We start from the raw sequence: 17,568 nt of genomic DNA, 5'->3' as shown, positions 1-17,568 counted from the left end.
GGAGATGCCCATGAAGAAGCTTCTCCTGTGGATCGTGGTGCTTGCCCTGGTGCTGCTGTTGCTGGCCCTGGCCTACGCCTTCGTGCCGACCCGCACGCGGGTGCTGGGCGATGCGCCGGCGGCCGATGCGGCGCTGATCGAACGTGGCCGCTACCTGGCCGCGGCTGGCGACTGCACCGCCTGCCACACCCGCCCCGGTGGCAAACCGTTTGCCGGTGGACTGCCGGTGGCCTCGCCGCTGGGCAACATCTACAGCACCAACATCACCCCGGACCGCGACACCGGTATTGGCGGGTATTCGCTGGATGATTTCGACCGCGCCGTGCGCCACGGCATCACCCCCGATGGCCGCACGCTGTACCCGGCCATGCCCTACCCGTCCTATGCCCGCCTGACCGATGACGATGTGCGGGCGCTGCATGCCTATTTCCTGCACGGTGACATCGCCCCGGTGAAGGAGGCCAACCAGGCCGCCGACATTCCGTGGCCGCTGTCGATGCGCTGGCCGCTGGCGATCTGGCGCAAGACCTTCGCCCCCGATGCGGATGCGGTGGCCTTCGACCCCAGCCGCTATGCCACTGCGGAACTGGCGCGCGGCGCCTACCTGGTGCAGGGCCTGGGCCACTGCGGCAGTTGCCACACCCCGCGTGGGCTGGCGCTGCAGGAACAGGCACTGGATGAATCGGGCGGCGCGTACCTGGCCGGTGGGCAGATCATCGATGGCTGGAACGCGGTGAACCTGCGCGGCAACAACGCCGATGGCCTGGGCCGCTGGAGCACGCAGGACATCGTCGACACCCTGCGCACCGCACGCAACGCGCACAGCGCGGTGGTGGGTTCGCCGATGGCCGACGTGGTGGTGCACAGCACCCAGCACCTGACCGATGCCGACCTGCAGGCCATGGCGGTCTATCTGAAGAGCCTGCCGGCCAGCGCGCACGACCCGTCGGCCTACGCCCAGGACGATGCCACCGCGCGCAAGCTGCAGGCCGGGGTGAACGACAGCCGCGGTGCCGAACTGTACGTGGACAACTGCGCCGCCTGCCATCGCACCGATGCCAAGGGCTATGCGAATGTGTTCCCGGCCATCGCCGGCAACCCGACGGTGCTGGCCGACGATCCGACCACCCTGGTGCGTCTGCTGCTGCATGGCAGCGCATTGCCCTCGACCGCGCAACGGCCGTCCAACCTGGGCATGCCCGGCTTCGCCGATCGGCTGAGCGATGAAGAAATCGCACAACTGGCGACCTTCATCCGCCAGGACTTCGGCAACAAGGCCAGCGCGGTGAATGCAACGCAGGCGAAGAAGCTGCGGCACGAATCGCCGTAACGTGAGTGCAGGGCCCCGACAAATGCCAACCTTGGTTGGCGCAGCGGCGTCCGTGCGAAAAGCGTGCCCACCAAGGTGGGCACCTACCGAAGCAGGGCGCCGGTGACAGACCAGCGTGCGACAATTACGCACTTTGTTCTACCCGGAGCGCCCCCCATGGCCCCCTTCCCCTTCGATGCCGTGCTGTTCGACTGCGACGGCGTCCTCGTCGATTCCGAGCCGCTGGTCGCGCGTGTGCTCTCGGAAATGCTGACCGAACGCGGCTGGCCACTTACCCAGCAGCAGGCCGCCGAGGTGTTCCTGGGCAAGTCGGTCCAGCCTGGCCGGCCTGATCGAAGAACGCACCGGCAAACCCTTCACCGAGGCGTGGCTGGAAGAATTCCGCCAGCAGCGCAACGTGGCGTTGCAGCGTGACCTGACCGGTATTCCCGGCGCACCCGCCGCCGTACGTTCGCTGCAGACCCTCACCCAGGGCCGGATCGCCTGCGCGTCCGGTGCCGATCTGCTCAAGGTTCGCCTGCAGCTGGAAAAGATCGGCATTCTGGATGCCTTCGGCGGGCAGATCTTCAGCGGTCAGGACCAGCCGCGCACCAAGCCTTATCCCGATGTGTATCTCGCCGCCGCCGCGGCACTGGGCGTGGACCCGGCGCGCTGCGCGGTCATCGAAGACACCGTGACCGGTGCCACCGCAGGCGTGGCCGCCGGTGCCACCGTGTTCGGCTACAGCCCGGGTGGCCAGTACCACAGCACCCCCGAGGCGCTGCGTGCGGCCGGTGCGCATGTCATCTTCGAATCCATGCAGGACCTGCCGGCGGTGCTGGCCGCGTATACCGGCAACACGGCGGCCTGATTGCCAGCGCCGCCCTCCTGCGAGAGCGGCGCTGCCACGACATCAACCCGCGCGGGTCACCAGGTAAAGCGCGCGGTTGCCGTCACCGTGCGGCCGGTGCCGTAGTAGCACGACGACACGCCGGTGCAGGTCGACACGAAACGCTTGTCGGCCAGGTTGCTGACATTCAACGACAGCTGCGTGCCGACGTTGCCGTACTGGCCGATGTCGTAACGGATGGCGGCATCCCACAGCGTGTACGACGGAATGAGGTACAGGTTGGCGCTGTCCCCGTAGCTCTTGCCGTTGTAACGCGCGCCGGCCGCCAGGCTCAGGCCTTCCAGCGCACCGCCCTGGAAGGTGTAGTCGCCCCACAGCGAAGCGGTCCAGTCCGGCACCATGGCCAGCTGCTTGCCCCGATAGCCGTTGTTGCTGCGGGTCACTTCCGAATCCATCCAGGACGCGGCGCCGATCACGCTGAAGCCCGCCAGCGGGGTCACCCGGCCTTCCAGCTCGACACCGCGCACGCGGCCCTCGCCGTCCTGCACCTGGCACTGGCTGGTACCGGTGGTGCCGCAGGTGTTGTGGCCGGTGTCCGGATCATCGGTCAGCACGTTCTGCTGGCGCAGATCGTAGGCCGACAGGGTCACCAGGCCGTCGAAGCTGGCGGGCTGGTACTTCACGCCGGCCTCCCACTGCTTGCCGGTGATCGGATCGAACGGCGTGCGGTCGAACGACTGGGTGGCCGTGCTGCCCGCGGGCTGGAACGATTCGGCATAGCTCAGGTATGGGGTCAGACCATTGTCGGCCACGAACAGAATGCCGGCATTGCCGCTGAAGGCCTCGTTCTTGATCTGGCTGGGGGTGCGTGCGCCGAAGCGGTTGTTGGCCACGGTGTACGACTGCGTCCAGGTGTCATCCTTGGTCCAGTCGTAGCGGCCGCCCACGGTGAAGCGCCACTTGTCCAGCGCGATCTGGTCCTGCAAGTAGACGCCGGTCTGGCGGTTGATGCCGCCGGAGTAGCTGATCGAGGTCGTGGCCGGAATGTAGCCGGTGTAGACCGGATTGAAGATGTCGATCGCGTTGGGGGTATCGGTGGCCGTGCCCATTGCACCGCGCGCCGCATCCCAATCGGCCTTCTGCCAGTCCACGCCCACCAGCAGGGTGTGTTGTGCCGCACCGGTACTGAACTTGCCGGTCAGGCGGGTATCGGCGGTGTCGCCGCGCGAATCGCCCTCGCCCCAGGTGGCGCGGCGCTTCTGGGTGCGGCCGTCGGCGTTCAGCGCACCATTGGTCACCACCGTGCGGAAGGTCGAGTCCACGTTCAAGCGCCGTGCGCTCTGGCTCAGCGTCCAGTTTTCATTGAAGGCGTGTTCGAACATCCAGCCAGCCGACCAGATGGTACGGTCATAGGTGTTCCAGGTCGGCTCGCCGATGAAGGTGCTGTTCTTCATGTCGCCATAGGGCGTGGCGTTGAGCGTTCCGGCCATGGGCAGGAACTGGTAGGTCGAGCCACCATCGTCGCGCTGGTACAGGCCCAGCAGGGTCAGGCGCGTGCGCTCGGCCATCTGGAAGGTGTAGCTGGGCGCCAGGAACCAGTGTTGCTGGTCGGTGTGCTTGATCTGCGTATCGCCATCACGGTACAGACCCACCAGGCGGCCCAGGTGCTGCTTGTCCGCCGATGCCGCGCCCACGTCGAAGGCCGTGCTGTACTGGCCGTTGCCATCCACGCCCAGCTGCACGATCTGCTGCTGGTCCGGCGTCGGGGTCTTGCTGACCTGGTTCACCATGCCACCCGGAGCCACCTGGCCGTACATTACCGCCGACGGCCCCTTCAGCACTTCCACCCGGTCCAGGTTCCAGCTGTCCACCATGGTGCGGTTCCACTGCCCGCCCTGCGGCGCGCGCATGCCGTCGATGGTCACGTTGTTGCTCCAGCTGCCCGCGTCGAAACCACGGATACGGAAATCATCCACGCGGTTGTCGATGCCACTGCTTTCCAGCGACACACCGGCGACGTAGCGCATGGCCTCGTTCAAGGTCTGCACGCCGCGCGCATCCAGTTCCTCGCGGGCGATCACCGACACCGACTTGGCCATCTCGGCAACCGGGGTGTCGGTCTTGGTGGCGCCAGAGGTGTGGGTGAGCGTGCGGTAGGCGTTGACGTGCACCGCATCCAGGTCGGTGGGGCTGCTGCCATCCGGAGTCTGCGACTGCGCCTGGGCGGCCAGCGGCGCGCACAGGGCCAGGGCCACGGTCAGCGCCGTGCTGAGCGGCGAGCGGACGGGAAATGCGGAGGAATTCATGGGGGAACCTGCCAGGAAGGGGCGCCAGCGGCAGGCCGCGGCACTGTTAAGGACGCATGAAATCATATCAAATGCGAATGGTTCGCACTAACGTCCGTGGTTCAGGTGGCGTGCTGGCAGGGCGTAGGCCGCGCCGACACCGTGTTAACCGCGCTTTTCGATACTGGGCCAGCGCCGGGCGCTCGCGCCGGGCTGCACCCATGGAACGCAACGAGGACATTGGATGAGCAAGCTGCACACCCTGGCCGCCACGGCCGCCCTGCTGGCCCTGAGCCCCCTGGCCTGGGCCGAAACGGTGAACCTGACCAACAGCGCCGACGGCGCCAACCGCGATGCAGGCATCACGGCCGTCAAGAAAAAGCTGCAGGACGCCTGCACCGAGCGCAAGGGCACGCCCGCCACGGACACGTTCGAAGTGGTGTTCGAAAAGACCAGCGAGAATCCGAACGTGCCCAAGCCGTACTACGTGGACGGCAAGATGCAGTGCGAGCTGCCGGGCTGAGGCTTCGCAGGGAGCGCCGGGCCTGGCCCGGCGCTACCGCGTGGTGAGCGCACAGGGTTCAGCGCGCCAGACTGCGCACCGCTTCCTGCTGCTGCACCTGGACCTGCTCCTGCTCCTGCTCACGCTGCTGCGTGACCTGCACGTCTGCTGCCGCACGCTCGGGCACCTGTTGCAGTTCGCGCACGTGCTCGGCCACCGGCGTGGCGACGGCCTGTGCGGTGTCGGCGCGGGCAATCTGCCGGTCGGCGGCATGCGGTTCGCCCTGCACGGCGAATGCGTAGCGGCCGTCGTCACTCAACACCGCCTGGTCCACCCGGTCCATGCCCTTGTGGGTGGCCGCCACCAGCAGCGCCATGCCAAGCCGTTCGCTGGCCTGGTCGGGCTGGCGCCCCATGGCCTGGTCCAGGCTGTTCACCGCGCCCTGGGTCTGCAGCCACAGGCCGTGGCGCGGGCTGGCTTCATTGCGCGGGTCGTGCTGCGGCAGCAACGGTGAAGGCGGCGGCAGGTCGCGCAAGGCCTGCGACTGCGCGCTGGCCGCGATCGGCTGCAGTTGACCGCCTTGGGCCGACGCCACGCGGAACAGGCGCTCACCCAGGCCGTACGCCGAATGCCCCTGGTTACGCGCCAGGCCCACGGCAAAGGCATCCACGTCCTGCTGCGGCTTTCCCTGACCGTCTTCGCTCAGCAGGCGCCAGTTCGGGCCGAGCATCGGGTTGTCCTTCACCATCGCCTGGGTGCGCTCCATCAGGGCGCGCATCTGCGGCTCGTCCAGCACAAGCGTGTTTTCCACGCCTGCATGCAGGGGGCCTCGATCACCGGCCGCGTTGCCGGTCAGCGCGGCATTCACCATGCCGGCAATCTGTTCGCCGTGTTCGTGGTCGCGCAGGTCGATCTGGAACTGGTAGCGCCGCTGGCTGATGTCCTCCTGGCCGTCAGCGCCATGGGCACTGAACCGGCTCACCGGCACGTTGCCGCTGTATTCCACCGTGCGTTGTTCGGTGAAGCTGCCATCCTCGTGGCGCACCCGCACCACATCGCCTGCATTGCGCTGGCCAGCCAGATCCACGGCGAACGCATCGCCCACGCCCACCTTCAGGCGGGTCTGCGAACTCATGCCCAGCCGTTCAACGGTCGCCAGATCCTGCACGCCCGGCGTCTGCGCATCCATCACCCCGGTATCGATGAAGTGCTGGTAGGCCGCGCGTCCATCCACCTGGTCCAGATCGAAGGTGGCGCTGCGCACCGTCGATTGCCCCAATGCATCCTGGCGCCCGGCCACGGCGGCCAGCTTGCCTGCGGCAAAGCCCACGCCGTTGAACGCTTCCACGGCCTGGTTGGGCCCGGTGGTGACCCGCACGCGCCCATCCTGCAGGTGATCCACCCGGTAGCTGGCGCCCTGCGCTTCGGTGACCTGGCTCTGGATGGCGATGTTGCGGAACCGTCCTTCCAGCGCGGTGCCGGTAAAGTGCTGGCCGTCCAGGGTGACACTGCCGCCGCGGGGAATGGTCTGCGGATCGAAGGGATTGACCGTCGTCGGATCCGTGCCCAGTGCGTCGTGCGGCAGGCTGACACGGTAGCGACCACGCGCGCCGGTAGTGTCTTCCTGGGTGAATCCGCCAGCCTTCATGCGGTTGCCCACTACGTGGTCGACCGTCACCAGATAATCCATGCCGTCGCGGGTGGGCGTGGCCGCGGCGGCCAGCGATGCGCCGCGGAACTGCGTGCTGGGACCGGTGCCTGACACCTTCTTTTCCTGCGCCAGCTTCATCGACTGGTCTTCACCATTCACGGTCACGGCATGGCCGGCGCCTTTCAACTGCGCCTCGCCGTTGCTGGAGACATACGTGGGATCGAACGCCGCGCTGGCGTTGGCCGCGTGAGCAGCCTGGGCGGGTGCGCCTTCCGTGCGGGTGGTGGCATTCATGCCGTGGGCTCCTTGAACGTAGACCGCCGGATTATGGCAGTCCGCGTACGTGCGCGTTCACGCCGCACCGCTGCAGTGTTCGAGATAGTGAACTACGTCCCATCGAGAAGGCCTGCATGTTCCGCCGCATTTCGCGCTTTTCAACCTGGCCGCGCGGCGTGCGATGGCTGACCTGGTCACTGCTCGGCCTGCAGGCGCTGTATCTGCTGGCCGGCAACGTATTCCTGAATACGCCGCTGTTCGATGCGGTCACCAATCGCAAGGCGCACAAGTTCGTGATGTCCACCGGGCCGGCCATTACCCTGCTGCCCGGCCATGTGATTGCCTGGAACGTGCACATGCGCGGCCATGTGAACCACACCGTGTATGTGCTGCACGCCGACCGCGCCAGTGCACGGCTGGCGGTGCTGCCGCTGTTCCGCCGCGAGGTGCGCGTGCCGCACCTGCAGGCGACCGGTGTGTCGGCCGAGATCGAACGCGTGGAGGACGTCGTACCCTCGCCGCCGCGCGGCGACCAGGGCTGGACGCTGCGCTTCGACGCGATCCACAGCGACAGTATCCGCAGCGCACGTTTCGGCAAGCTGCTGCTGCAGGGCGGCGGCAGCGGCACCCTCGGCTTCGTCAAGCAGCTGCGTGGCGGTCCGTCGCAACTGCTGGATTCGCGGGTTGAATTCAACGATGCCTTCGCCAGCTACGACGGCGTACAACTGCTGTCGGGCATGCAGTTGAAATCCACCTTCCGCTACCCGCGGCACTACCGCGACCAGGCGCCGGGCATCCGCAAGTTCACCCTGGTGGAAGGCACGCTGGACATCACCGCGCGCAGCCAGGGCGTGCGCATGAATACCGACGCCCAGCAGGTGGCCATCGCCAGTTCACCGCTGGCCGGCCAGCTGCAGGCGCACGTAGATCTGCAGCGCGGCGCGCTGATGCCAGGTACCCGTGCGATCTGGCGGGTGCCGCTGCAGCTGGGCGACGGCGCCCCCGACCGCGGCGTGCTGGCCCTGCAGCTGGATGTGGCGCAGGACATGCGGTTGCAGGCGCGGCTGCCACCACGCGCCGAGCGCGGCGCGGCACTGGATGCCGACCTGCATATCCGCGGCCACGATATTCCCTTCGACGATCCGGCCAGCCTGCTGGAGCGCACCTCCGGACAGGTGCAGGGCGAGTGGACGTTCACCTCGCTCAACTGGATACCCGCGCTGTTCGTGCGCAAACCGTGGTTGCAGCTGGATGGCGGTGGTGTGCTGAAGGCCGACCTGCGCGTGCACGACGGTGAACTGGTGGCCGGCAGCACCGTGGACCTGCCCGAAGCACAGGCGGTGGCCGAAGTGGCCGGTGTGCGCATGACCGGCGTCGCCAGTGCGCATGGCGAACTGAAGCCGGGCACGCCCACCCGTGCCGAACTGGATGTGCGGCTGCCGCGTTTCTCCGCACGCACCCAGGGTAAGGATGCGGCCACCCTGTTCGAGGGGCGCGACCTGTCACTGCAGCTGAGCGGTGACGGCCGCCTGCGTGAGCTGCGCCGCGGCGTGCGCGCCCGGCTGCGCTTCAACGATGCGGACATTCCCGATCTGGCGGCCTACAACCGCTTCCTCGGCAACGGCCAGGTCCGATTGGTGTCGGGCGCGGCGCGCCTGAGTGGTGATGTCGGGCTGGACACCGACGGGCGCATCGGCAAGGGCACTGCACGTCTTGTCGGCCAGGGCGCGCGCCTGCAACTGGCGGGGCTGGACCTGCGCGCCGACACCCGCGTGGACGGCAGGCTGCAGCGCGGGGACTTCCGCCAGCGCTGGTTCGACCTGACCGGCAGCGCCGTTGAACTGCGCAATGTGCAGATTGATGGGCGCGACGGGACGCAGGGCTGGCAGGGCCGCCTGGACGTGGACCAGGGCCGAATCGACGGCCAGGCCCCGTTCCAGGTGGATGCGCGGGCGCGGGTGGCGATGAGCGATGCGGGCCCGTTGCTGGCGGTGTTTGCCGAACGCGGTGATTACCCGGGCTGGGTGCTGAAGCTGCTTGATTCAGGGCAGGTGGAGGCGAAGACCGCACTGCGCTGGCAGCCGGGACACCTGGTGCTGGACGATCTGCAGGCCGAGAATGATCGGTTCGCTCTGCGTGCACGCCTGGATCTGCTGCAACAGCGCCGCCGGGGTGATCTCTACCTGCGTTGGGGCATACTGGGTGCGGGCATCGAGCTGGATGGTGATCGCCGGCAGTGGCACCTGGCCGGTGCACGGGATTGGTTCGAGGGCCGCCCCGCCTTGTTGGCGCCGGCGCCCTGACCGCGCCGACGGGGCTCAGGCGGCGGCCGGTTGCCAGTCGCGCAGCACGCGCGGCTTCAGCGCGTGCTCGCCACAGCCCTCCGGGCAACGCAGGATGCGCGCCCCTGACATACTGATGAAGCCGGCGCCTTCGTGCGCGGTGAACACCTGCGCGCAGCCGTGGCAGCGCGCCACCAGCGCGTACAGATGAACGATGCGGCCGCTGCCGGGATCTTTAAGCGCATCGATCTGCAACAGATCGAACTGGCACGTGTCGGGCAGCGTGTGCGGGAAAGAGAGACGTGCTGATACGGGCTGCAGGTTCACGGGATGGCCAGCGGAGAAGTCGAAGCCTACGGTAGCGCTGCAGGCGTGCAGCCGGTGTTCACTGCCGGTGCAGTCCAGGCGAATTTTCTTCACAGCGTTGACACTGCTTCTGCTAGCGTAGCGCCAATGTCCGTTCCCGCCCCCTGCGCGCAGCGCGCTGCCTTTGTTCCTGCCCCCGGCGAGCCGCTCAGCGCGACGCTGAAGGCGGCCACGCGCAGCACCCACGAGCGCCTCGACCAGCGCCTGATGGCGTTGGGCATCTTTGATGATCGCCGCGATTACCTGCGCTTCCTGCAGGTGCAGGCGCAGTTCCATGGCGCGGTGGCCCCACTGTACCTGCGGCACGACCTGTCACTGGCGGCAGCAGAACCCTGCCGGCATGCGAAGGTTCTTGCCGATCTGGCGGATCTGGGCGCGCACGCTGCGGTGCCGATGGCCGATGCGCCGTCGCTTGCCGCAGCGCCCCTGTCCGTGGCGCTGGGCTGGTGGTACGTGGCCGAAGGCTCCAGTATGGGGGCGGCCGTTCTGCTGCAGCATGCCGCGCGCCTGGGCCTGCATGTTGGCTTCGGCGCACGCCATCTGGCGCCGGCGGCAGCCGGGGTGGCCGCGCATTGGCGCAGCGTTCGCGCCGCGATGGATGCGATCGTGCTGACCGACGCGCACCGCGCACAGGCCGCCGCGGCCGCCTGCGCGGCGTTTGAGTTCGTTGGGCGGCGCGTGGATGAAGCGTTCAGAAATGCCTGAGCCAGCCGTTGACAGCAATGCGATAGTAGAGCGATGCCTGTCGCTTCCCCTGTTCCGGGCGCGCGCCTGCGCCGCCTCACCATTTCCGGGTTCCTGTCTTCATGTCAAACGCCACTGACGCCGTGAACGATCTGGCGCTGTCCGCCTGTGCCCGCGAGCCGATCCACACCCCCGGCGCCATCCAACCCTACGGCGTTCTGCTGATCGCAGACCCCGACACGCTGCGGGTCCGTGAGCGCGCGATCAGCCAGGCGTCCCTGCTGCAGCAGTTCGGTGAGCCACTGGGCCAATCACTGGAGACGGTCCTGGGCGGCGTGCTGGCGCCCTTCCTGCCGCAGCTGCGCCGCACCGCGGTCGACAGCAGCGTGCATGTGGGCGCGGTGCACCTGGACGGTCATGGCCGCCACCAGCTGCTGGTGCACCGTTCGCAGCACGACCTGCTGGTGGAACTGGAAAGCCCGGTGCCCGGCCAGCCCAGTTCGCTGGAAGAGCTCTATCCGGCCATCCGCCGCCTGATGTCGGAAATCGAATCGGCCGCGACGGTGGCCGATCTGTGCCAGCTGGCCGCCCAGCACATGCGTGCCCTGACCGGCTTCGACCGCACCCTGGTCTACCAGTTCGACAGCGCCTGGAATGGCACCGTGGTGGCCGAGGATGGCAATGGCGTGCTGCCGTCCTACCTGGACTTGCGTTTCCCCGAATCGGACATTCCGGCACAGGCACGTGAACTGTACCGGCGCAACCGGGTACGGCTGATCGCCGATTCCGATTACACAGCCGTGCCGCTGGTGCGTGATGCCGCGTCTGCCGGCGCGCCGGCGACCGATCTCAGCCTGGCGGTGCTGCGCAGCGTTTCCCCGGTGCACCTGCAATACATGCGCAACATGGGCACGGGCGCCTCCATGTCGGTCTCGCTTATCCACGAGGGCCGCCTGTGGGGCCTGGTGTCCTGCCATACCGCCAACGCGCGTCGCCTGCCCTACCCCGTGCGCACCGCCTGTGAGTTCATGGGCCAGATCCTGTCGCTGCAGATTGCCGTGAAAGAGCGCGGGCGCGTGGTGGAAGAACGGGTGATCCGCCGCTCGCTGCTGGTCAAGCTGCTTGCACGCATGGCCGGCGATGAGGATTTCATGGCGGCGCTGCGCCAGGACCACACCAACCTGCTGGCGCTGACCGAAGCCGCCGGCGCCGCCATCGTGCACAAGGGCGAGTGCATGCGCGTGGGGCAATGCCCGGCCCGCGAGGACATCCTGCGCCTGGCCCACTGGGTGGCCGCCGAACACCCGGGCGAAGAGGTCTTCCACACCGACCATCTGGCCGGTGCGTGGCCGTCGGCCGCACGCTTGAGCGACGTGGCCAGCGGCGTGCTGGCGGTGTCCATCTCGCAGCTTCACGACAGCTACCTGATGTGGTTCCGGCCCGAAGTGGTACGCACCGTGCGCTGGGGCGGTGACCCGCGCAAGTCGAGTGATCCTGGCACCGCGTTGTCGCCCCGCCATTCCTTCGAGGCATGGAAGGAGACCGTGCAGCAACGGAGCCTGCCCTGGAGCGACGCCGACGCTGATGCCGCGCACGAAATGCGCACCGCCATCGTCGACATCGTGCTGCGCAAGGCCGAAGAAATGGCCGAGCTGAACGAGCAGCTGCTGCGCAGCAACAAGGAACTGGAGGCCTTCTCGTATTCGGTCAGCCACGACCTGCGCGCACCGTTCCGCCACATCGTCGGCTATTCCGAACTGCTGGGCAGCTCTGCGGCCGAGCGCCTGAGCGAGAACGAGCGCCGCTTCCTCGACACCATCGTTGAATCGGCCAAGTCTGCCGGAACGCTGGTCGATGACCTGCTGAGTTTCTCGCAGATGGGTCGTTCAACCCTGGGCCGCATGCACATCGACATGGGCGCATTGGCCCAGGATGTGCGCCGCACCCTGGCCTTCGACTATGCCGGGCGCTCGATTGAATGGCGCATCGGGCCGCTGCCGGTGGTCGAGGCCGATCCAACCATGCTGCGGCTGGTCTGGCAGAACCTGCTGTCCAACGCAGTGAAGTTCACCCGCGACGTGCCCGACGCAGTGATTGAGGTGGGCCACCAGCGCAGCGCCAGCGAAGACATCTTCCATGTGCGCGACAACGGCTGCGGCTTTGACATGCGCTACGTGGACAAGCTGTTCGGCGTCTTCCAGCGCCTGCACCACGAAGACGAATTCGAAGGCACCGGTATCGGCCTGGCCAATGTGCGCCGCATCATCGGCCGCCATGGCGGCCGCACCTGGGCCGAAGGCACGCTGGGTGAAGGTGCCACGCTCTATTTCACCCTTCCCCTTTCTACCGGAGAACACCCATGAGGGATCTGCGGCCGATCCTCCTGGTCGAGGACAGCCCCAAGGACGCCGAACTGACCCTGGCCGCGCTTGCGCGCTGCCAGCTGCTCAACGAGGTGGTGCACGTGCGCGATGGCGCCCAAGCGTTGGACTACCTGCGCAGCCAGGGCAATTTCGCCGGCACCTTCCACGGCGGCCCGGTGGTGGTGCTGCTGGACCTGAAACTGCCCAAGATCAACGGCCTGGAAGTACTGCAGCAGGTGCGCGAGGACCCGGAACTGAGCAGCACCCCGGTGGTCATGCTCACCTCCTCGCGCGAAGAGCAGGACCTGGTGCGCAGCTACCAGCTGGGCGTCAATGCATTTGTCGTAAAGCCGGTGGACTTCAAGGAATTCTTCGACGCCATCCAGGGCCTTGGCATGTTCTGGGGCATCACCAACCAGCCACCCCCGCACCGCGGCGGCAACGGGAAAACGCCTACCCATGAATGACCCCGCGCCTGCAGGCACCCGCCTGCAGATCCTGATGCTGGAAGACAGCGCGCTGGATGCCGAACTGATCACGGCCCAGCTGCAGCGCTCCGGCCTGCGCTTTGACGCCCACCGGGTGTGGGCGCACGACACGTTCCTGGCCGCGATCACCTCGGCGCAGTTCGACGTGATCCTGGCCGACCACGTGCTGCCGGGGTTCGACGGCGATACCGCACTGGCGCTGGCGCGCGAACATGCGCCGCAGATTCCGTTCATCTTCGTCTCGGGCACGCTGACCGAAGAGCTGGCGGTGCAGGCCCTGACCCGTGGCGCGCGCGACTACGTAGTCAAGCAGCGGCTGCAGCGGCTGCCGGACGCCATCCGCCGTGCCCGCGATGAGGCCCGCGAGCGCAACCAGCTGGCCCAGGCGCGGACGGCGCTGGAGCACAGCCAGGCACAGCTCCAGCAGATCACCGATGCCATTCCCGCGCTGATCGCACACCTGGGAAGTGACCACCGCTACCGCTTCGCCAACAAGGCGTTCCTGGACTGGCATGGCATTGCCCTGGACGACCTGCTGGGCAAGCAGCCGGCGGATATCGGCAACGGCGCCTCGTTCCAGCAGGCCCTGCCCAGCCTGGAACGGGTGCTGGCCGGCGAGCGTGCCAGCTTCCAGATCACCCTGACCCACCGCAGTGGCGAAGCACGTTTCGTGCAGATGGACTGTGTGCCCGAGTTTGCGGCCGACGGCACGGTGACCGGCTACACCTGCCTGGGCAGTGATGTGTCCGGCCTGAAGCGCGCCGAGCTGGCGTTGCGCGAGGACAACCAGTCACTGGAACAGCAGGTGCAGGCGCGCACGGCCGAACTGCAGGCCAGCAAGCGGCGCCTGCAGGCGATCTTTGAATCCAGTTTCCAGCACCAGGTCCTGCTGGGTCTGGACGGCCGGGTGCTCGACGCCAACGTGGCGTCGCTGGCAGCGGTGATGGCAGGAAAGGCCGACGTTGTCGGCGCCCAGTTTGCCCACACCCCGTGGTTCGCAGCGACCCCCGCAGCCGCGCAGATCGTGGCGCAGGCCGTGCACAACGCGGCCGCTGGCACCCCGTCACTGCATGCGTTCGAGCTGGAACTGCCCACTGGCAAGCGCAGTTTTGATTTTTCGCTGCGGCCGCTGCAGGGCCCCGATGGCGAGGTGGCGGCGGTGGTCTGCGAAGCGGTGGAAACCACCGCCCGACTGCAGGCAGAGCATGCGCTGCGCCAGTCGCAGAAGATCGAGGCCGTTGGCCAGCTGACCGGTGGTATCGCGCACGACTTCAACAACATCCTGACCGTCATCGCCGGCAACGTGGAACACGCGCTGCTGCTGAATGAACGCAAGGGAGAACCGGCCGGCATGACCGCGCGGGCGCTGGACAACGCCCTGAAGGGCGTCAACCGCGCGGCAAGCCTGACCCAGCGCCTGCTGGCCTTTGCCCGCCGGCAACCCCTGCACAGCCAGGCGGTCAATCTCAATGATGCCGTGCATGGCATGCAGGACATGCTGCAGCGTGCCCTGGGCGAGCTGGTGCAGCTGGAGATCCGCAGCGCGGACGACATCTGGTGCGTGGAGCTGGATGTCAGCCAGCTGGAAGTCTCGGTGTTGAACCTGGCCGTGAATGCACGCGATGCCATGGACCACGGCGGCCAGCTGGTGATCGAGATCGACAACAGTCACCTGGATCACGACTATGCCGCCCTGTTCCCGGATGCAACGCCGGGCGAGTATGTGATGCTGCGCGTGCGCGATAACGGCCATGGCATGTCGGCAGAAACGCTGGCCAAGGTGTTCGAACCGTTCTTTACCACCAAGCAGGTCGGCCGCGGCACCGGCCTGGGGCTGTCGATGGTGCATGGCTTCGTGAAGCAGTCCGGCGGCCACGTGCTGGTCGATTCAGTGCCCGGCGATGGCACCAGCATCACCATGATGTTCCCGCGCTCGACCCTGCCCCTGCCCAGCCAGGCGGCGCCGACACAGACCGGCTGGGCCAGCTACGAGGCACGCGAGGAATCCATCCTGGTGGCCGAGGACAACGACGACGTGCGCGCCTACACCGTCGATGCGTTGCGACAGCTGGGCTACCGCGTGCTGGAAGCCCACGATGGCCCCTCCGCCCTGCGCCTGCTGGAGCGGCCCGACACCCAGATCGATCTGTTGTTCTCGGACATCGTGATGCCCGGCATGTCCGGCTGGGAACTGGGCCGGCAGGTGCGCGAGCGCTGGCCCTCGGTGGCCGTCCTGTTCACCTCGGGCTACCCGCGTGACCACGACACCGTGGGCAGCCCCGGGCGCGGCGCACCGCTGCTGTCCAAGCCATTCACCCGCAGCGACCTGGCCGAATCGGTGCGCAGCGCCCTGAGCCCCTGATCGGCCCCACGCGCCCGGCCCAAGCATCGACCGGGCGCGCAGGTGTTGACCTACAGCTTGCCGGCGCCGGCCTTGGCCAGCACATCGGCCGCCACCTGCGTCGCGTTCAAGGGAATGTAGCTGTACGGCGGCGTCCAGCCCACGTTGCGGTCCCAGCTGCAGACCAGGCTGGCGCCATTGAGGATCGAGCCGTCGTCACGATAGACGCTGCCGCCGTAGCTGGCGGCGATCTTGTCGCAGCCACTGACACCGGCAATCTGGAACACGTTCGATTCCGAGCGGATCTTCGACTCCTTGCCCACCCCGTGCGCATGGCTGAAGGGATACACCGCGTGGCTGGTGCTGCCTAGGTGGTAGTTGTTGTACAGATGCACCTGGCCGAAGCGCACGCGCGGCCCTCGCGAGCCGATGTTCTCGAACAGCGTGTTGTGGATGGTGACCTTGAGCTTGCCGCTGTCCTTGCTGCTGGCACTGTCACTGGAGCCGATCAGGTTGTTCTTGTCGTGCAGGCGGAACACCGAATAGGACACAGTCACGTAGTTCGCGCCATTCTTCACGTCCATGGCGCCATCGTGGTGCTGCCTGGGTCGACCGTTGGCGGTTCCGTTCTGGTCGTCGGTACGGCGGCCATCGGTGAAGGTCACATGGTCGACCCAGACATTGCTGGCGCCGTCCACGGTCAGGCCGTCGAACTCGGAATTCCAGTTGCCTGCACTGCCATCGTCCGGGTCCCACACCGGTTGCGGGTCCCACGGGTTCTCGATGGTGAGGTTGCGGATGATCACATCGTTGGCCTTCACCATCAGGTAGGCCTCGCGCAGTTCTGCGTTGCTGCCCACACCGATCAGCGTGGTCTGCGTGGGAATCTCAACACGGGCGCGCGACTTCATGTCGGCCGAGGTGCTGTAGGGCTGCCCGTCGCTCATGTCGATCACCCCGCTGATGCGGATGATGCGGCCGCCGCTGCCGACACTGGCCTTCAGGGCCGTCTTCAGTGCCGCCGCGGTGGACACCGTGAACACCGCGGTGGCCGCCGCCGCCGAGCCGCCGCGGGTGCCGCCGTTCTGGGTGGCCCAGCCGGTGCTGGCGGTTTCGCGACTGCGGTCTGACTGCGCCTGGGCCGGGGCCGCCAGCAGCAGGACCGCCGCCGTCAGGGCCAGCGGCAGCAACGAAGAACGAAACGGAACATTCATGGGCAGGTCCGGACGTTACGCGCCCACGTCGGGCGCGGGGCCATGCTCAACGCGCGGCGCGCATCGTGTGCGCGCACCGCGCATTGCGACAGTGCTTGTGCGCAGGCAGTCACAGAAAGACAGCGCGCCGGGTGCGTGTCACCCTGCAGGACAGCAGGACACTGCGCAGTGTCCCGGCGTGGCCCGGCGCCAATGCGGAATTCCGAGCGTTGGCAGGTGCCGACCCTGGTCGGCACGAAAGGCGGGCAAACCAGGGTTTGCCGCTACCGGTTCTTCGCCTCCGCGAAGCGGTGGATCTGCGCGCACTCCACCACGCCCGGTGGCTGCGCCATGCCGGCAAGCACGATCATGGCCTCGCCGATCGCCCGGTTGCTGACCGACAACGAAGGCAGCACGCGTCCGACCACACCCATCAACGGCGCGGCCACCCAGTAGAACGGCTTCATCAGGGTGTGCCGGGTCCCGGTACCCGCCACCGGCTGCACACCTGCCGGCCGCAACATCACTGTGCGTACCGGCAGTCGCGACAGCGCCTGCTCGATCTCACCTTTCACCCGCAGCGGCATGATGCGGCTGGCCGGGTTGGCGTGTGCGCCGGATACATACAGGAAGCAGCCCTGCGGATTGGCGGCGGCCCACGCGCGGGCAACGGCCAACGTGGCGTCCACCGTCACCTGCCGGTACTCGGCCTCGGGCGTGCCCAGTGGCGGCGCACCTGCGCAATAGAAACACGCATCGAATCCCGCCCACGGCAGATCGGCGTGCGCGGCCTGCAGGAAGTCGGGCAGCACCATTTCCTCGAACCCCGCAGGGGCCGTGCCTTCGCGACGCACCAGCGCGGTGACCTGCGCCACCTGGGCAGACGCCGCGCACGCCTGCGCAACGCCCTGCCCGACCAGACCGCCGCTGCCGACCAGCAGAATCCTCAATGATTTCGTGTTGTCAGCGCTCATGCAC

The 17,568-nt window shown here is 67.5% G+C and carries 12 protein-coding genes and 1 pseudogene; 8 read left to right on the top strand and 5 right to left on the bottom strand.

Annotated elements, in window-relative coordinates:
- Positions 1-10 precede the first annotated feature (10 nt).
- Positions 11-1,330 (top strand): cytochrome c, encoded by a 1,320-nt coding sequence (locus RTY46_RS09535; protein ID WP_312708023.1) that lies wholly within the window; start codon positions 11-13, stop codon positions 1,328-1,330.
- A 156-nt stretch (positions 1,331-1,486) separates the two neighbouring features.
- Positions 1,487-2,180 (top strand): annotated as a pseudogene (locus tag RTY46_RS09530) (HAD family phosphatase).
- 56 nt (positions 2,181-2,236) lie between these two features.
- Here RTY46_RS09530 and RTY46_RS09525 read toward each other — a convergent pair.
- The gene (locus RTY46_RS09525) at positions 2,237-4,465 is read right to left on the bottom strand and encodes a TonB-dependent siderophore receptor (protein WP_312708021.1); all 2,229 of its coding nucleotides are present in this window, start codon (positions 4,463-4,465) and stop codon (positions 2,237-2,239) included.
- Between the two features lie 223 nt (positions 4,466-4,688).
- Here RTY46_RS09525 and RTY46_RS09520 point away from each other — a divergent pair, with 223 nt between their 5' ends.
- Complete coding sequence (locus RTY46_RS09520) at positions 4,689-4,967, top strand: hypothetical protein (RefSeq protein ID WP_108753175.1); 279 nt, start codon at positions 4,689-4,691, stop codon at positions 4,965-4,967.
- A gap of 58 nt (positions 4,968-5,025) precedes the next feature.
- On the opposite strand, the gene RTY46_RS09515 is transcribed toward RTY46_RS09520, so the two are convergent.
- Positions 5,026-6,891, bottom strand: a complete 1,866-nt coding sequence (locus tag RTY46_RS09515; protein ID WP_312708019.1) for an XVIPCD domain-containing protein — start codon at positions 6,889-6,891, stop codon at positions 5,026-5,028.
- A 116-nt stretch (positions 6,892-7,007) separates the two neighbouring features.
- Here RTY46_RS09515 and RTY46_RS09510 point away from each other — a divergent pair, with 116 nt between their 5' ends.
- Complete coding sequence (locus RTY46_RS09510; RefSeq protein WP_312708018.1) at positions 7,008-9,176, top strand: hypothetical protein; 2,169 nt, start codon at positions 7,008-7,010, stop codon at positions 9,174-9,176.
- A gap of 15 nt (positions 9,177-9,191) precedes the next feature.
- Here RTY46_RS09510 and RTY46_RS09505 read toward each other — a convergent pair whose 3' ends face one another.
- Positions 9,192-9,575 carry a hypothetical protein gene (locus tag RTY46_RS09505; protein WP_312708016.1) on the bottom strand — a complete coding sequence of 128 codons (384 nt, stop codon included), beginning with the start codon at positions 9,573-9,575 and terminating at the stop codon, positions 9,192-9,194.
- A gap of 33 nt (positions 9,576-9,608) precedes the next feature.
- Between RTY46_RS09505 and RTY46_RS09500 the strand changes: the two genes are divergently transcribed.
- The 4 genes from RTY46_RS09500 to RTY46_RS09485 all read left to right on the top strand — a co-directional run bounded on the left by RTY46_RS09500 (position 9,609) and on the right by RTY46_RS09485 (position 15,418).
- Positions 9,609-10,226 (top strand): biliverdin-producing heme oxygenase, encoded by a 618-nt coding sequence (locus RTY46_RS09500; protein ID WP_312708015.1) that lies wholly within the window; start codon positions 9,609-9,611, stop codon positions 10,224-10,226.
- A 101-nt stretch (positions 10,227-10,327) separates the two neighbouring features.
- Positions 10,328-12,568: an ATP-binding protein gene (locus RTY46_RS09495; protein WP_312708013.1), complete on the top strand. Its 2,241-nt coding sequence runs from the start codon at positions 10,328-10,330 to the stop codon at positions 12,566-12,568.
- The gene (locus tag RTY46_RS09490) at positions 12,565-13,035 is read left to right on the top strand and encodes a response regulator (RefSeq protein ID WP_312708011.1); all 471 of its coding nucleotides are present in this window, start codon (positions 12,565-12,567) and stop codon (positions 13,033-13,035) included. Before RTY46_RS09495 ends, RTY46_RS09490 begins: the two co-directional genes overlap by 4 nt.
- Positions 13,028-15,418: a response regulator gene (locus RTY46_RS09485; protein ID WP_312708009.1), complete on the top strand. Its 2,391-nt coding sequence runs from the start codon at positions 13,028-13,030 to the stop codon at positions 15,416-15,418. The genes RTY46_RS09490 and RTY46_RS09485 overlap by 8 nt, the downstream gene beginning before the upstream one ends.
- Before the next feature lie 50 nt (positions 15,419-15,468).
- Here RTY46_RS09485 and RTY46_RS09480 read toward each other — a convergent pair whose 3' ends face one another.
- Both RTY46_RS09480 and RTY46_RS09475 read right to left on the bottom strand, forming a co-directional pair.
- The gene (locus RTY46_RS09480) at positions 15,469-16,611 is read right to left on the bottom strand and encodes a pectate lyase (protein ID WP_312708008.1); all 1,143 of its coding nucleotides are present in this window, start codon (positions 16,609-16,611) and stop codon (positions 15,469-15,471) included.
- A gap of 263 nt (positions 16,612-16,874) precedes the next feature.
- The gene (locus RTY46_RS09475; protein ID WP_312708007.1) at positions 16,875-17,564 is read right to left on the bottom strand and encodes an oxidoreductase; all 690 of its coding nucleotides are present in this window, start codon (positions 17,562-17,564) and stop codon (positions 16,875-16,877) included.
- Positions 17,565-17,568 lie beyond the last annotated feature (4 nt).

The organism is Stenotrophomonas sp. (assembly GCF_032056425.1).
Taxonomy (GTDB): Bacteria; Pseudomonadota; Gammaproteobacteria; order Xanthomonadales; family Xanthomonadaceae; genus Stenotrophomonas.
Note: the sequence above shows the minus strand (reverse complement) of the source record. Positions and strands in the feature narration are given on the sequence as shown.

What these genes read in the sequence shown, in the direction of transcription:
- RTY46_RS09480 (WP_312708008.1), bottom strand. Translation starts at nt 16,611, where the DNA reads ATGAATGTTCCGTTTCGTTCTTCGTTGCTGCCGCTGGCCCTGACGGCG.
- RTY46_RS09495 (WP_312708013.1), top strand. Translation starts at nt 10,328, where the DNA reads ATGTCAAACGCCACTGACGCCGTGAACGATCTGGCGCTGTCCGCCTGT.
- RTY46_RS09535 (WP_312708023.1), top strand. Translation starts at nt 11, where the DNA reads ATGAAGAAGCTTCTCCTGTGGATCGTGGTGCTTGCCCTGGTGCTGCTG.
- RTY46_RS09515 (WP_312708019.1), bottom strand. Translation starts at nt 6,891, where the DNA reads ATGAATGCCACCACCCGCACGGAAGGCGCACCCGCCCAGGCTGCTCAC.
- RTY46_RS09525 (WP_312708021.1), bottom strand. Translation starts at nt 4,465, where the DNA reads ATGAATTCCTCCGCATTTCCCGTCCGCTCGCCGCTCAGCACGGCGCTG.
- RTY46_RS09490 (WP_312708011.1), top strand. Translation starts at nt 12,565, where the DNA reads ATGAGGGATCTGCGGCCGATCCTCCTGGTCGAGGACAGCCCCAAGGAC.
- RTY46_RS09475 (WP_312708007.1), bottom strand. Translation starts at nt 17,564, where the DNA reads ATGAGCGCTGACAACACGAAATCATTGAGGATTCTGCTGGTCGGCAGC.
- RTY46_RS09500 (WP_312708015.1), top strand. Translation starts at nt 9,609, where the DNA reads ATGTCCGTTCCCGCCCCCTGCGCGCAGCGCGCTGCCTTTGTTCCTGCC.
- RTY46_RS09520 (WP_108753175.1), top strand. Translation starts at nt 4,689, where the DNA reads ATGAGCAAGCTGCACACCCTGGCCGCCACGGCCGCCCTGCTGGCCCTG.
- RTY46_RS09510 (WP_312708018.1), top strand. Translation starts at nt 7,008, where the DNA reads ATGTTCCGCCGCATTTCGCGCTTTTCAACCTGGCCGCGCGGCGTGCGA.
- RTY46_RS09485 (WP_312708009.1), top strand. Translation starts at nt 13,028, where the DNA reads ATGAATGACCCCGCGCCTGCAGGCACCCGCCTGCAGATCCTGATGCTG.